The organism is Pantoea sp. CFCC18177, from assembly GCF_059412425.1.
In genome coordinates, this window is record NZ_JBNBPL010000019.1 from 33,396 (window position 1) to 48,793 (window position 15,398).

General features: G+C 56.5%; 14 protein-coding genes. 2 read left to right on the forward strand and 12 right to left on the reverse strand.

Going from position 1 to position 15,398, the window contains the following annotated elements:
* Window positions 1-4: 4 nt before the first annotated feature.
* From ACPUC8_RS18155 to ACPUC8_RS18165, 3 genes are read right to left on the reverse strand one after another with little or no spacing between them, the layout of a single operon-like run.
* On the reverse strand, window positions 5-715 hold the full coding sequence (locus ACPUC8_RS18155) for a class II glutamine amidotransferase (RefSeq protein WP_058973173.1): 711 nt from the start codon (window positions 713-715) through the stop codon (window positions 5-7).
* A complete protein-coding gene (locus ACPUC8_RS18160; RefSeq protein WP_494926942.1) occupies window positions 703-1,980 on the reverse strand; it encodes an ATP-grasp domain-containing protein in 1,278 nt (425 codons plus the stop codon). Before ACPUC8_RS18160 ends, ACPUC8_RS18155 begins: the two co-directional genes overlap by 13 nt.
* A gap of 17 nt (window positions 1,981-1,997) precedes the next feature.
* Entirely contained in the window at window positions 1,998-3,464 is a 1,467-nt protein-coding gene (locus ACPUC8_RS18165) for a hypothetical protein (protein WP_039332048.1), read from the reverse strand.
* 170 nt (window positions 3,465-3,634) lie between these two features.
* Here ACPUC8_RS18165 and ACPUC8_RS18170 point away from each other — a divergent pair, with 170 nt between their 5' ends.
* Window positions 3,635-5,083 (forward strand): aminotransferase-like domain-containing protein, encoded by a 1,449-nt coding sequence (locus ACPUC8_RS18170; RefSeq protein ID WP_494926943.1) that lies wholly within the window; start codon window positions 3,635-3,637, stop codon window positions 5,081-5,083.
* A gap of 7 nt (window positions 5,084-5,090) precedes the next feature.
* On the opposite strand, the gene ACPUC8_RS18175 is transcribed toward ACPUC8_RS18170, so the two are convergent.
* The 9 genes from ACPUC8_RS18175 to ACPUC8_RS18215 form a co-directional block, all read right to left on the reverse strand.
* Window positions 5,091-6,329, reverse strand: a complete 1,239-nt coding sequence (locus ACPUC8_RS18175; RefSeq protein WP_039332052.1) for a valine--pyruvate transaminase — start codon at window positions 6,327-6,329, stop codon at window positions 5,091-5,093.
* An 82-nt stretch (window positions 6,330-6,411) separates the two neighbouring features.
* Entirely contained in the window at window positions 6,412-7,386 is a 975-nt protein-coding gene (gene ghrB / locus ACPUC8_RS18180; protein WP_039332054.1) for a glyoxylate/hydroxypyruvate reductase GhrB, read from the reverse strand.
* 71 nt (window positions 7,387-7,457) lie between these two features.
* A complete protein-coding gene (locus ACPUC8_RS18185; protein WP_494926944.1) occupies window positions 7,458-8,738 on the reverse strand; it encodes an MFS transporter in 1,281 nt (426 codons plus the stop codon).
* 253 nt (window positions 8,739-8,991) lie between these two features.
* Complete coding sequence (locus ACPUC8_RS18190) at window positions 8,992-9,930, reverse strand: sugar kinase (protein WP_494926945.1); 939 nt, start codon at window positions 9,928-9,930, stop codon at window positions 8,992-8,994.
* A gap of 10 nt (window positions 9,931-9,940) precedes the next feature.
* Complete coding sequence (locus tag ACPUC8_RS18195; protein ID WP_039332061.1) at window positions 9,941-10,690, reverse strand: sugar phosphate isomerase/epimerase family protein; 750 nt, start codon at window positions 10,688-10,690, stop codon at window positions 9,941-9,943.
* Window positions 10,691-10,833: 143 nt separating this feature from the next.
* On the reverse strand, window positions 10,834-11,859 hold the full coding sequence (locus tag ACPUC8_RS18200; protein ID WP_058973193.1) for a LacI family DNA-binding transcriptional regulator: 1,026 nt from the start codon (window positions 11,857-11,859) through the stop codon (window positions 10,834-10,836).
* 58 nt (window positions 11,860-11,917) lie between these two features.
* Entirely contained in the window at window positions 11,918-12,922 is a 1,005-nt protein-coding gene (locus ACPUC8_RS18205) for a LacI family DNA-binding transcriptional regulator (protein WP_494926946.1), read from the reverse strand.
* Between the two features lie 160 nt (window positions 12,923-13,082).
* A complete protein-coding gene (locus ACPUC8_RS18210) occupies window positions 13,083-13,745 on the reverse strand; it encodes an OmpA family lipoprotein (protein WP_039332068.1) in 663 nt (220 codons plus the stop codon).
* A gap of 109 nt (window positions 13,746-13,854) precedes the next feature.
* Window positions 13,855-14,415 carry a DNA-3-methyladenine glycosylase I gene (locus ACPUC8_RS18215; protein WP_039332070.1) on the reverse strand — a complete coding sequence of 187 codons (561 nt, stop codon included), beginning with the start codon at window positions 14,413-14,415 and terminating at the stop codon, window positions 13,855-13,857.
* Window positions 14,416-14,610: 195 nt separating this feature from the next.
* Between ACPUC8_RS18215 and ACPUC8_RS18220 the strand changes: the two genes are divergently transcribed.
* Window positions 14,611-15,303, forward strand: coding sequence for an autotransporter (locus ACPUC8_RS18220; protein WP_494926947.1), 693 nt, complete (start codon window positions 14,611-14,613; stop codon window positions 15,301-15,303).
* Window positions 15,304-15,398: the final 95 nt, after the last annotated feature.

Here is a 15,398-nt window from a genome sequence, read left to right on the forward strand (position 1 = left end):
CTGATCACTCCCCCAATGGAAATTCATAAAGTTCATGGTTGTGCATACGACGCCAGTCAGACGCCGCGCCCAGTGCTGGAATAGGTTCAGAAGCGATAATTGTGGTGTTGTTGTGATGCAGGTGGTGCAGCGTGAAATAGTTGGGATAAGGCGTATCTTCAGGATGCCACTGCCACGCCCAGGCTTTCTCTCGCGTAACGAAAATCGCATTGGCGGCGCTGCCCCCCGGTGCGACGCGCGCCATTTTGTCGCGCAGGTAGTCGCGGGTGAAATCGGCTGGCGTGGCCTGTTCGACCATGTACTCAAGGTATTCGGCGGAGTCGAAGCGGGATTCTGCCATGCCAAGCTGGGCATACACCGTGGGCAAAAAACCGTTATGCATCATGTGCCACTGTGTGGCGCCACTGGTTCGCCACAGCGGATGAGAGAATTCGATGCCCTGATTTTTGCTCAACGTGGCATGACGCACATGCACCGCCAGAAAACGGCAGTGGCGCAGGCGATCAACATCAATGCCCGGTAAGGCATCGGCGAAGGTGCCGGTGCCGTGCAGGGTGCGAATGTGCCCCTGTTCCAGCCATAAACAGCCCCAGCCGTTAGGATGCTGCTTAATCGGACCTTCATGCGTGGCGGTTTCCCCACAACTCATGGCGCGCGCGGCATCCAGCACCGCGGCGGCGTCGAACTGGCCGTGAGCCACAATCATTCTGCACATAGTAAATCTCTCCGTGTGGCTAAGGTCGGCACCGCGAGAATATGGTTGAACACCGCCAGTACCTCATCACGGCTGCTGGCGGTGAGACGGAAGGTGGCGAGAATCCCGGCATGGCGGGTGAGATCGGCATACAGCGAAGAGCGGGACGACACCTCCAGCACCGGCAGATTCAGCGGCGGCAGGAGCTGCCCGCGCTGATGCTGTGCAATCCAGCGCTCGGCGGCGTCATGCTGGAGACGCTGGCGCAAACGCAAACGTCCAATCGCTTGCGGCTGTGGCGGGAAGTGCAAAGCGGGTAAACCGCGCCCGGCTTCAATCTGGAACGCCACTTCTGCCCAGTTGATGCCGGTAACCTCTTCCACCAGGTTCACCACCCCCATGCCTGATAAGCGGAAGCCCATTTCGAGGAAGTGCGGCTCACCGTTTACCATGATGAAGTCGATGTGGAATGCGCCCTGGCGATAGCCAAAGGTTTCGCAGCAGAAGCTCATCAGGCTGGCAAAGGCGGCAGGCAGCTGTTGCGCTGCCATAGCAACATGGCCGGATTCGTAGAAGCTGATACTGCCTTCCTCATCAATCTGGTGCTCGATCACCTTCTGACAGCAGGTCAGCGCCACCGCATGACCGTTATCCACCACGCCCTGCAGCGAGTATTCATCGCCCGCCAGCCAGCTCTCGACAATAAAGCCGCTAAAGCCGCGTCCGCCGTAGTTCATGGTTTCCACCAGCTTGGCGACGGCGGCATCCAGCTGGCTGGGTTCTTCTACTAACCAGATACCCAGCCCGCCGCCCCCATCAACCGGTTTGATCACGCAGGGGTAAAGCAGCGCATCACGCGCGTCACGAATACTGAGCGGCGAGGCGAAGAAGCGGAACTCCGGCTGGGGAAAGCGCGGCCAGGCTTTGCGTAACGCCATGCGCTGCGCATATTTGTCCGGTGGAATAAAACAGGGACCGGCATCCGGCCCGGCCAGCAACTCACGCACGCGACCGGCGCTGGCGTTGTAGGCTTCGAAGCCTGCCAGTACCACCTGAGGGTGTTCCAGTAACCCGGCCCGCAGGCATGCCTGCAACACATCCCACGGATTTTCCGGGCGATCGAGACGCACAATCAGATCGAACGGGAGCTGAAGGCTAAGGCTCTGGTAGTCGACGAAGTCGCCCATCTCTGCCAGCACGGTAAAATAGCCTTCACGTTTTGCCACCGCGCAATAGGGATTTTGTCCGTCACGGGTGGCACCAATCTGCAGGAAAATCTTTCTCATCGCGTCGCCTTACCGGGTTAACGCCCGGAGATCACTTCCGTAACGATGTCTTGCAAGGCACCGTTGTTGACCTGAATCACGGCTTTATGTGGATCGAAACGCAGCACGCGCGACAGCGCATCACCACGCGTTCCGTCCAGCAAGGTGTTGACCTGTGCGCTGCGCCAGCACTGGCGCATTTGCGCAATCGTCAGACCCGAAAGCCGTTCCAACTGCTGAGCCAGCAGCACGTCATCACTGTCACTGCTGAGCAGCGCACGCACCGCCTGCTCATCTGGTGCATCGGTTAACTGCTGTAACCAGGCATTGAGCTGGTGGCCCTGCGCGATAAACGGCGAATAGATCATGCACACCAACTGTGTCTCATTCAGGCCAAAAGCCTGTTCAGCAAAGCGGGCGGCACGCTCACGCGCCCGTTCTATCGCTGCATCGTCCTGATAACGCGCGGCCATTTCGCTGATCAGCTGCGGCGGGAAATCTTTCTTCTCCATCAAGCCGAGGGCAAAGCGCACATATTCGCGAATGCCTTCGGCGTAGCTGCGCTGCATCAGCGTCTCCGCACGCAGACCGCGAATATGTGCCATTAACGTCGGGTTGCCGCAGTCCGATTCGGAGAAGCTGAACATCAGTTCATCAAAGCGGAAATGCATGAATTCAGTGAGCAGGGCCCAGTGCGCACCGGCTTCATAGGCGGTGTCCTGGTAGATATTGAAGAACAGGGGATCGCGCTCAAGCTGCCAGGTAATGCGATGCGCAGGCGTGACCTGATCGGCACCGTAGATATCGGCAAAATAGCGCTCTGCCACGCCATCCAGGGTTTGCAGGAAACCGCTAAAGCCGCGTGATTTATCCGCCACAGGCGCATCAAACAGGCGTGACAAGTGGCGCGCCCAGGCGAGGTAGGCGGTCTGCTCCTGTGGGGAATCACCGGTGATGATCACATCGACGCCGCCCGCGTAGTGCGCCGCCAGGCCAAAGGAGTTCACCATACTGAGGTTGCAGGCGTTGCAGAAGGTGGAACGTGCATCGGCGCGAAAACGGTGGCCATTCATCAGCACATCGTTGCGATTCTGCTGGCGCACGCTGTCGGGCATCGGTAAGTGGCGATCGAAAGCGCGGATCTGCAAGCCATCGGTCACCAGGCACTCGGTAAAATCATCGTTGTGGATGCGCAAAGCGCGGTACACGCGGTCAATATTCTCCATCACGCTGTCATTCATCGCCGCGTGACGGTTAGTGCTGATACGGAGCTGGAAGGTGCTGCCCTGCTGTTGCCAGATCAGCCCCTGAATGTAACGCACATAGGCCACCATGTAGCTGCTGTCTTTACCGCCGCCATACGCAAGCAGCACGCGGTTGCGAGCAGGATTTTCACTATCGGGTAGGGCATCGAGTAAACGGCGAGAGCAGCGTTGAGCAGAATCGATAATGGCGGGTGTCAGGTAGCCTTCTATTTCTCTCATCATGGTGGGCAGATTATTCATTTTTTGACTTCATCCTTTGGCGATTAAAAACGCGTTTGCCGTGCTGGCGGCAAACCACGGGAAAAGGAAACGCAATGAATGTCTGAAGCTGAATTAACAGATGCAACCTAAAGTACTTTGAATGTAATCTGAGGGATACGCACAGATGTGTACGATATGGGGTGGAACAGATGGCGGCTGGAGCGAGTGAACAGGAGAGTCAGAGTAGTCGTTACCGTCAGATCGCAGAGCAGATAAAACAAGCCATTCACAGCGGATCGCTGCCGCCGGACAGCCGTTTACCTTCAGTGCGTACGCTGGCCACACAGTACAGTGTCAGCATGACCACCGCGTTGAAAACATTACGCACGCTGGAGGATGAGCACTACGCTGTGGCGCGTCCTAAGTCCGGTTTTTTTGTTGCGCCGCGTAAAGTGGAAAAGTCACTGCCTGTGCCACTTAACAGCGAACAGCCGCGCGAAGTGGCGCCGCTGGATGAGCAAACCGAACTGCATCTGGCGATGCTGGGCTCCGATTGTCGCGTCAGGCTGGATCTGGCGAACGGCGATATTTCCCTCTATCCGGTTAAGAAAATTGGCCTGCTGATGCGTCAGATGGGTTACAGCAAACCGGCACTGTTGGGTAACACGGTGAAAGGCACCGGCTATGCGCCACTCAAGGCAGAAATCGCCCGACGCGCAGTGGATTATGGCTGCAATATCAGCGCGGATGACATCCTGATCACCAATGGCTGCATCGAAGCCATTTCACTCGCTTTGCGCGCCACCACGCGTCCTGGTGACATCGTGGCGGTGGAGTCACCTTGCTACTTTGTGCTGTTACAGATGCTGCACAACCTCAACCTGCGGGTGATTGAAGTTGAAGCTGGGCCTGAGGGCTACGTTAACGTCTCCAAGCTTACGGCGTTGTTCCAGCGCAAAGCGGTGCAGGCGTATCTCACCATCAACAACATCAATAATCCGCTGGGCAAAAGCATTCCCAACGAGCAGAAGGCCTACATCGCGCGTCAGGCTGATGAAAACGATGTGGTGATTATCGAGGACGATATCTTTGGTGACACCGCGTTTGGCGAGCGGCGTCCGTTCCCGATGCGCGCTTTCAGCCCAAATGCCATCCTGTGCAGCGGCTTTTCAAAAACCGTGGCACCCGGCATTCGCATTGGCTGGGTGCACAGCAGCAACTACATGCGCAAGATTGCCTCACTGAAGTACACCACCAGCATGGGCACCTCGGTACTTTCACAGGCGGCGATTGCCGAACTGCTGCGCAGTGGCGGCTACGATGCGCACCTGCGCAAACTGCGCCGTGAGCTGAAGAATCAAATCCACCATATGCGCCAGGCGGTGCTGCGCTATTTCCCGGCGGGCACGCGCGTATCAGAGCCGGAGGGCGGGTACGTATTGTGGGTGGAGATGCCGATGCAGGCGTTAAACGTGCGCGCTCTGTTTCTAAAAGCGCGCAACGCGGGGATCGGCATTGCGCCGGGGCATATCTTCGCCACTGACCACCGCTACGATCACTGTTTCCGACTCAACGCCGGGTTTGGCTGGAATGCTGAAGTGGAAGAGGCGATCAAACAGCTGGCACAGTGGTGCCAGCTGTCGTTAACAGCGGATTAAGCAGCCTTTAAAGCTTATCCAGCTCTTCCGCCAGAATCTGTACCGCGCGTTCAATCTTCTCTGCATCCGGCACATAGTTCATGCGCATACACTGATGGGTATGCGGCCACGCTTGTTCCAGACCAGGGAAGAAGAAGTGACCTGGCACCATCAACACGCCGCGTGCCTTCAGGCGTTGATACAGCGCTTCGGTGCTGATCGGCAAATCGCGGAACCACAGCCAGAGGAAAATCGCCCCTTCAGGTTTGTGGATCAAGCAGCGGTCTTCCGGCAGATAGCGACGCAGAATCGCAATCGTCTCGCTCACCTTGGACTGATAGAACGGCTTGATCACCTCTTCTGACAGACGCAGCAAATCACCACGCGCAATCATCTCATTGGCGATCGCCGGACCAATGCTGCCGGGTGCTAAGCTGATAATGCCGTTCATGTTGCCAATGGCGCTGATGGTGTTCTCATCGGCGACGATAATGCCGCAACGTGCGCCAGGCAGTCCGAGTTTCGACAGGCTCATGCACAGAATGGTATTCGGGTTCCACAGCGGACGCGCTTCGCTAAAGATGATGCCGGGGAAAGGGACACCGTAGGCGTTATCAATCAGTAGCGGCACGCCGTGTTGCTGCGCCAGCGCATCCAGTTGCATCAGTTCGTCATCGGTGATCACGTTGCCAGTTGGGTTGGTCGGACGCGACACGCAAATCAAGCCCACATCATCGTTCAGCGGCAGGTGCTCGAAATCGACGTGGTACTTAAACTGGCCTTCTGGCAGTAACTCGATGTTCGGTTTGGCGGAAACGAACAGATCCTCTTCTAATCCCGCATCGGCATATCCGAGATACTCCGGCGCTAATGGGAACAGCACACGTTTTTTACTGCCGTCAGCGCGACGACCCGCGAACAGGTTAAACAGGTAGAAAAACGCACTCTGGCTGCCGTTGGTGAGCGCAATGTTCTGTGCCGTAATCGGCCAGCCCAGCTCCTCCCGCAGCATCTTCGCCAGTGAATCCAGCAGCAACGCTTTGCCACGCGGGCCATCGTAATTGCACAGCGCTTCGCTCAGCTTGCCGTCCTGATGCATCTGCTGGAGCAGCTGATTAAAGTAATCATTGATGGCCGGGATCTGCGCCGGGTTGCCGCCGCCAAGCATAATGGTGCCAGGCGTGCGCAGGCCTTCACCCATGTCTTCCATCAGACGTGAGATGCCGGAATGTTGAGTAAATTTGTCGCCGAACTGAGAAAAGGACATAGGAAGTTAAAACATTGTGATCGGGAATGGGCAACCACCATAGCGCCCGCAGCGGGCAGGCGCAATGGCTAAAGCAGCGGGCTTAACCTTGGATCTGTGGGTTAACGCAGTTTTTCTCGACTTTGCCGCTCAGTGCGGCAATCAGATTATCCACCGCATCACGTGCCATACCGTAGCGCGTTTCATGGGTGGCAGAACCGATGTGCGGCAGGGCCACCACGTTCGGCAGCTTGAGCAGTTCCGCATTGGCGGGAACCGGCTCTACTTCAAACACGTCCAGACCCGCAGCATGAATGGTGCCGTCCTTCAGTGCGGCGGTCAGCGCCTGTTCATCCACTACCGGACCACGGCCTGCGTTAATCAGAATCGCGCTGGATTTCATCTGCTTAAGCTGTGCTGCGCCGATCATGTGGTGCGTCTGTTCGGTCAGCGGCAGGCTGATGCAGACAAAATCGCTCTCTTTCAGCAGTGTTTCCAGGTCACAGGCGCGCGCGCCGAAACGCGTTTCCGCCTCTTCATGCTGACGACGAGCGTTATAGAGAATGTTCATGCCGAAGCCAAAGTGCGCACGCTGTGCCAGCGCCAGACCGATGCGGCCCATGCCGAGAATGCCGAGGGTTTTGTGATGCACATCGGTGCCGTAATATTCCGGGCCGATGCTCTTCTTCCATTCGCCCGCTTTGACCCATTTATCCAATTCCGTCACACGGCGGGCGGTGCTCAGCACCAGCGCCATCATGGTATCGGCCACGGTTTCAGTCAGCACGGTCGGGGTGTGCATCAGCAGCACTTTGCGTTGGTTTAGTGCCTCGACGTCAAAGTTGTCGTATCCCACCGACACCGTCGAGCAGGCACGCAACGCGGGCATCGCCGCCAGCAGATCGCCATTCACTTTCCCGCCGGAACCCAGCAAACCCTGCGCTTCAGCAAATTGCGCCGCGTGTTGCTGCACGGTTTCTGGCGCAACGTTATTCACTTCGGTCACGGTAAAATGGGCATCGAGCTTCGCGCGCAGGTCATCGGGCAGGCTCTTATACAGAATCACAGCAGGTTTCATCATATCTCCCTCAAAATGTGTCGGGGAGGCCTTCAGGCCTCCCGTGGCAATGGACGCGCTAAGGCACATCCTTACGCGTGCTTTGCGCCATGAATCGGCGATGTTTTGTTCTCAGCCGGTTTGACAATCAACGTCAGCCATACCGAAACCAGCAGCGCGGCACCCATGAAAATGTAGGAAGCGGCGGGGCTGCCGGTCGCGCCATTAAGATAGCCCACAATCCAGGAACCGATAAAGGAACCGAGCGCACCCATGCTGTTGATCAGGGCCATGGCACCGCCTGAGACGTTACGTGGCAACATCTCAGGAATGATGGCAAAGAACGGACCGTATGGCGCGTACATGGCACCTCCAGCAATCACCAGCAGCGTATAGGAGAGCCAGAAGTTGCTGGAACCCACCAGATACGAACCGAGGAACGCCAGCGCACCAATCAGCAGCAGCGGCCAGACAAACAGCTTACGATTTTGTGTTTTATCCGATGCCCAGGACACCACCACCATCGCGACAGTGGCGACCAGATATGGCACCGCAGAAAGCCAACCGGCTTCCACCATACCCATCTGCGTACCGTTACGCAAAATGGACGGCAGCCACAGCACGAAACCGTACACGCCGATGCTCCAGGCAAAATATTGCATGCACAGAATAATCACGTTGCGATTACGGAACGCCTCGCCATAGTTGCGTACCGCTTTGATGCTCTCCTGCTCTTTCTGCAACTGTGCCTGCAACGCCGATTTCTCTTCGTCGCTCATCCATTTGGCCTGTGTGGGTTTGTCCTGCACCAGGAACCACCAGGCCACCGCCCAAATCACGGCGGGAATGCCCTCGAAGATGAACATCTCGCGCCAACCGAAAGCGTTAATCAGATAGCCAGACACCACCGACATCCACAGCACTGTGACCGGGTTGCCGAGGATCAGGAAGGTATTAGCTCGTGAACGTTCTGATTTAGTGAACCAGTTGCTGATGTAAATCAGCATCGCCGGCATCACCGCAGCCTCAACCACGCCGAGCACAAAACGGATGGCAGCCAGCATCGGGATATTGCTCACCACGCCGGTTAAAGAGGCGCAGCCGCCCCATAAAATCAGGCACCAGAAGATCAGCTTCTTCACGCTGCGGCGTTCGGCATACATCGCGCCGGGGATTTGGAAGAAGAAGTAGCCAAGGAAGAACAGGGCACCCAGCAGCGATGACATGCCTTTGGTGATGCCGAGATCGTCATTAATCCCTGCGGCAGAGGCGAAACTAAAGTTCGCCCGGTCCAGATACGCCAGACTGTAGGTGATAAACACGATGGGCATGATAAACCACCAGCGTTTTGGCGCGATTGTCTGCGATTTCATGGGTGACTCCTCTGTTTTGAGGCGGGCACATTCAATGGATGTGCCTCGGAATAGTGTTGTATACCCTTCATACTTCAAATTTCAGGTGCGTTGGCTACGTGCATTCTCCTCTGTCACTTACTCCAGTAAGCTCCCGAGGATTCATGCACTTGCCGCCTTCCTGAACCAAGAGTAGGCCCCATGAGGGGATTCGAATTATTTTGGGTGTAGAGACAGAAGGATTAGTCAGGTACGCACTTATGGCGACCGGTGATTAATAATCCCCCAGAGCCGCGCGCGTGGGCAGCCCTTCGCTGTCGCCCGCGACCTGAATCGCCAGCGAGCCGATTTTATTGCCACGCAGAATCGCCTGCGGCAGTGATTGACCTTCCAGCAGTGCGCTAATCAGCCCGACGGCAAAACCATCGCCTGCACCAACGGTATCCACCACGTTCTCGACCAGAATCGGCGCGACCGAGCCTTTTTCGCCCTCAGCGGTTTTGTACCAGGCACCGTCGCAGCCGGTTTTGATCACCACGGCACGCACGCCTTTATCAAGATAGAAATCAGCGATAGCTTCCGGCTGGCGATAGCCGGTGAGGATCTGCCCCTCTTTCTCGCCTGGCAGCACCCAGTCTGCGTACTCTGCCAGCCCATTCAGTTGCTTGCGCATCTCTTCTTCACTGCGCCACAGCACCGGGCGCAGATTGGGATCAAAGGAGATGGTTTTACCGCGTACGCGCATCTCCTTGGCAGCATGTTTGCTCAGTTCCAGTGAACTGGCGGAGATCGCGGCGGCCACGCCACTCAGATGCAGATGGCGTGCACTCCCGAAATAATCGGCGTCGAAATCATCGGGTGACAGATGGCTGGCGGCAGAGCCCTGGCGGAAATACTCCACTTCAGGGTCTGAACCGTCATCAACGCGCGACTTGAGCTGAAAACCGGTGCGGTAGCGCGCATCCGTGGTCACACAGTGATGATCGACATTCTCTTTCGCCAACTGCTGCAAGGTAAAGCGTCCGAAGCTGTCGTCGCCGACGCGGCTGACCCAACCGACCTGCAAGCCCAATCGCGCAAGCCCGATCGCGACATTCAGTTCCGCGCCGGCAATGCGTTTAACGAAGTGGTCAGCCGCTGCGAGATCGCCCGCCTGTTGCGCGATAAACATCGCCATCGCTTCGCCTATCGTCACCACATCAAGTCGCTTCATGGTCGACTCCTTACACCGCACGCAGCAGATCAACGTAGTGACGGGTTACCGCCAGCAGATCTGCGCCTTCCAGCGGGAACTCAATGCCGCGCGGCGCATCTTTTGGCAGTGCACTGAGCAGCGGTCGCCAGCTTCCGTCGGTTTCATCCAGCGCGATGGCGCGGAACGTCTCACCGTGCGGTACGGCGGCCTTAACATGGATGTAGCTGACGTAGCGGCTCAGCTGTTCTGCGGCTTGCAGAGCGTCTTCACCTGTCCACACCCAGTTAGCCATGTCGAAAGTCATATCCAGCGGTAACGCCGCATCACAGGCGCGATGGAAGAAGTTCACCATCGGCGCGAGTTTGCTGTCAGGCGTTTGATCATTTTCGACCACCAGCGTCACCGGCGATGCCGCCAGCACCTCAACCAACTGCGGATCAGAGAGGCCGACGAAATGGCCGAGGGCGATTTTAAGCCGCTTGGCACCGATCTGTTCGGCTTCTAACAAGAACTGGGCCAGGCGCGGGTTCAACGTGCCATCTTCTAACCACAACGCCTCGGGTACCGAGTAACTGGCGCTGAGTTGCTGCTCAGCCAATGCCTTGTTTAGCGTGTGCAAACGCAGCAAATCGTCTTCGCTGAACAGTTCGCGACGGATTTCTACACCATCTGCGCCCGCGGCTTTAATCATTGGCAGCAGTGCCGTTTGCCCGCCCAGTTCCGCGACTTTTTGTGTGCCGTAAGCGGCGGTGACCACGATAATTTCCGGATGTGCCATTTTCGATTCTCCTTGAGGCCATTGCGTCTGAACACGCACCCTACAAACATCATGATAAAAACCTAAATGGAACCGGTTCCAAAAGAAAGCCACAGAGTGCGGATTTATGATCCTGCTCACGAAGTGAGCCAAAGGGAGGGGACTTAGCGCAGCGGCTGGCTGGAGCCGCGCACAATCAATTCACCGGAGAAAACCTGCTCGCTGATCGGCTGTTCATTGCCATCAATACGCGCAATCACTTGTTCCAGCGCGGCATAGCCAATTTGCCAGGTGGGCTGTTTCAGGGTGGTAATCCCGACACCTGCCAGTGCGGCCCACTCCAGCTCATCAAAGCCCAGCAGCCCGATGGTTTCGCCCCAGCGCAGTTCCAGGCGCTGTAAAGCGCGCGCCACCTGCAGCGTCAATGCACCGTTGGCGGCAATGACGGCGCAGCGCTTCTCTTGATGACGTTGCTGGAAGGCGCGCAATACGCTTTCCATTTGTTCTGGTTGATGTAGCGGCACTTCGGCGTTTTCAGCCAAGACGTGCGCGCGTGTTTTGCAGGTGTCATGAAACGCAGCCAGACGTTCACGACGGGTGTTGACGCTACCGAGTGGTTCGCTGAGGAACAGCAGGGCATCATAGCCATTATCCAACAGATGCTGCGTGGCAATATGCGACGCTTCAGGGTTATTCAGGCCCACCACATCGCAGGCAAAGTCAGGGATTTTGCGGTCAATCAGCACCATGGGCAGCATCGACTGCTGCAGGCGTTTCAGCACTTCTTCGTGCATACCGACGGCATTCACCACAATCCCCTCGACCTGATAGCTGCTCAGCAGTTGCAGGTAATACTGCTCACGGTCGACTTCGTTGTTGGTGTTACACATCAGCAGGGTGAAGCCCTGCGCACGGCAGGCTGCTTCAATGCCGCTCAACACATCCACCGAGTAGGGGTTGGTGATATCCGCAATAATCAGGCCAATCAGGCGCGTGCGTCCGCGCTTCAGGCCGCGTGCCATCTGGCTTGGACGATAATCAAGATCGGCGATGGCCTGTTCAATACGTGCTTTGAGATCGGGCGAGAGCACATTCACTTCGCCATTGAGGTAGCGGGAAACGCTGGTTTTACCGGTTTTTGCCGTACGGGCAACGTCACTGATTGTGGCTCGTGGCGGCCTGGTTTTCATTGCGGATACCTGAATAATTCAATCAGGCGAAGACTACCACAGCGCAGGCGTCACGCAATCATTGTGCGTCAGAAGTGAGGCGCAGCATCGGTTGCCACAGTGTTTGCAGGGTCTCGAGGGGCGCACCTTCGAGCAGTTGCAGCACCATCTCTGCCACGCGTTCGCCAATGCGCTGTTGCGATAATTGCAGAATGGCGTTCACGGGTTCGTCAATAATCGAGTCGTGCGGCAGGCCGTCATAAACAAACAGCGGAATCGCTCGTGAGCCGCTCAGGCGTCCGGCCTGTTGCAGCGCAATCGCCGCGCCTTCGCCCAGCGGCGCGCAATCGGTGATGATTGCCTGAGGTGCGATGTCCTGCGACAGCCAGCGCTGCGTTTGCTGATAACCCGAGCGTCGGGTGACGGGCAGCGCCGCCAGCATGGTAGGCGCAATGGAGGGCTGGTGCTGGGTGAACGCATCCACAAAGCCCTGGCGACGATCGATAATGTAGGTAAAGGGTTCGTCGCCCCCGAGATAGGCGAGACGCGTCCATCCCTGCTGCAGGCAGTGTTCTGCAGCTAACAGGGTGCCTGCATGGTTGTCGTAATCGAACCATGCGTAAGGCTGTGGGAGTTGGCTGCGACCCAGCGTCAGAAAGCGATACCCCTTTTGTTGCAGGCGTTCCAGGCGCAGATCGTGCGGCAGGGTGTGCGTCAAAATCAGCGCGTCCAGCGAGCCGCTGCGCAACATACGCATGACAGTACGGTGCTGATCGTGCGGCTTGTCCGGCAGAATCATCAGGTCGATTTCATGCAGCGCCAGGCGCTGATCGAGTGTTTGCAGCATTTCGCTGTAGTAGCTGTCATTGAGGGAGGCGGTGCTGACGGGAAAGACCAAGCCAATGGCGTTGGCTCGGCCGGTTTTTAAGCGACGGGCAGCATCATTAGGGCGATAGCCGCGCGAGGTGGCTTCATCTTCAATCCGTTTGCGCGTGGCTTCCGCCACATCATCATAGCCATTTAGCGCACGACTCACGGTAGTAACAGAGAGGCCGAGGGCCGCAGCAATGGCTTTTAGCGACATGATGAGATGTTCCACTGATCAATTTTTGATCACGCTAGCATAAAGTATTTTTCGGCTCTATCGGTTGACGATTATTGAGCGTTTTCTTACACAAAAAGCGCTAAATACCGCGCAAAAAAGCGCACAAACGCCGATCTGCAGTAGCAGACCGGCGACAGAATTAGCCCAGCGGACTGAGCGTAATCTCGACACGACGGTTTTGTGCTTTACCGGCTTCTGTGCTGTTGCTGGCAACTGGATTATCCGGGCCCATGCCTTGCGTACGCAGACGGTTCTGCGCCACACCTTGCAGAATCAGACCGCTGGCCACGCTTTCCGCACGCTGCTGTGACAATTTCATATTCAGCGCACGTGTGCCGGTGCTGTCGGTGAAGCCCACCACATTCACGGCGGTTTTTGGATACTCTTTGAGGACCATCGCCACGCCCGTCAGGGTGTTGGCGCCTGCCGGTTTTAAGTTGCTGCTGTTCGAGTCAAAGGTCACGTTGTTCGGCATATTCAGCACGATATTATCGCCCTGGCGCGTTACGCTGACGCCAGTACCGCGCATTTTATCGCGCAGTTTCGCTTCCTGCACATCCATGTAATAACCAACACCGCCGCCCAGTGCGGCACCGGATGCGGCACCAATCAGTGCCCCTTTACCGCGATCTTTCTTCGAGGATGACAACACACCCACGCCCGCACCCAGCACGGCACCCAGGCCCGCGCCGATGCCCGATTTACCGGCCTGTGATTCGCCGGTATAAGGATTGGTGGTACAACCCGACAGCGCCACGCTGCCGCTCAGTAACAAGGCCAGCGCCAAAACACGCTTATTCATTGGAAATCCCTCACAAAGTCAAACGGGGAAAATGCCCCAAACGGGGTTATTATGCCGTTCAATAATGGGGAAATACGTGAGGCCCAGTCTTAAAATGTAAAGATTTGCGTTAAAGATTATCGGGATGGCAGAAACAGCTGGTTTGATGATCGTTGATCAAGCCACAGGCCTGCAAAAAAGAGTGGCAGGTTGTGGGGCCGACGAATTTAAAACCACGCTTCTTTAGCGCTTTAGATAGCGCAATGGCAGGCTCAGAGGTGGTAGGGGCCAGTTTATAATCCGCGAAACGGTGTAAAATCGGCTGGTTATCGACAAATGCCCAGATAAAGCCTGAAAAGTCTACGCCCTCAGCCTCCAGCGCCAGCATCGCACGCGCATTATTGATTATCGCTTCCAGTTTGCCGCGATGGCGAATCAGCCCGCTATCCTGCAGCAAACGTTGCATATCAGCCTCATCCATCCGGGCGACAGCATGGGGGTCAAACTCATGGAAGGCGCGGCGGTAGTTTTCACGTTTTTTCAGCACGGTGATCCAGGACAATCCAGCCTGTTGTCCCTCAAGGCAGATCATCTCAAATAAGGCACGCTTATCAGTTTGCGGTACGCCCCACTCGTTATCGTGGTACGCCAGATAGAGCGGATCCTGTGTTACCCAGCCACAACGTTGCATTGCATCACTCCCTTAGCATGAGGAAAAAGCTGTTAATCTCTTGACGTATCTCAGAATCGATTAATAGTTAATCAAAGGGTGCCGATAATATACCTGTCATTTTTCGTGGAGCAGTTGCGTTGGCTGCACGGCAGATGATGACAGGTATCCATAACCTTAAAACCCGATCCCTTTCTGGCTCGTCAGGAGTCTTTCATGTTGCAGAAAAGTCAGCGGACAGGCCAGCACATTCGCATGCTGGCTTTTGGCGGTGTGTGGCTGTTATTTACGGCCATGTCTGCCAATGCCTGGGGCCAGGCCAGCGGGGATAATGTGCCGGATTACAACGCGATACTGGCGGAAAAGATTTCCAGTAATCGCCTGATGTTGACAGAAAATAACGACATCAGCTTGATGGATGCCGTGCTGAATTCACCGGATGAGGGCGCAATGGTGCTGCACAGTGAAACGGCCAGCGTGGGTAATGCGCCTTTCGCTAATCGCTATTCAGCGGGCTGGCAAATGCCAATGAGCCAGACGGTCAGCACCGGACCGGTGGCGCAATTTGCCGTAGATGACTCCCATCTGAGTTGCCCGAAGTGCGAATTTGTTGATGGCAACAACGCCGGGCATGTGGCGTCACTGGGCTGGCGCGTTGATTCCACACTTGGCTGGATTTCACCCTGGGCACAGGTTAGCTATAGCCATCAATTGAACTACGATAACCCGCTAGCCACGCGCGATCGCCCTGAAGAAATCAATCAGGAGAGCCGCTGGGTGGATGTGAGCGTGGGCGCGAATGTCCCGTTGGGGCAAAATCTGGCGGCCTTTGCTTCTTTCTCTCAGACCGGTGCGGTGATCAGCGGTGAACAGTTTATTTACAGCCTCGGCGTCAGCGCCAGCTTCTAATTCCTGCGCGATCCGTCGCATTAAAACAGGTACACTGGCCGCTTAGTGCCGAAGCTGTACGCTAAATACTTCAGGTTAGTCAACGTCAGGTTTCT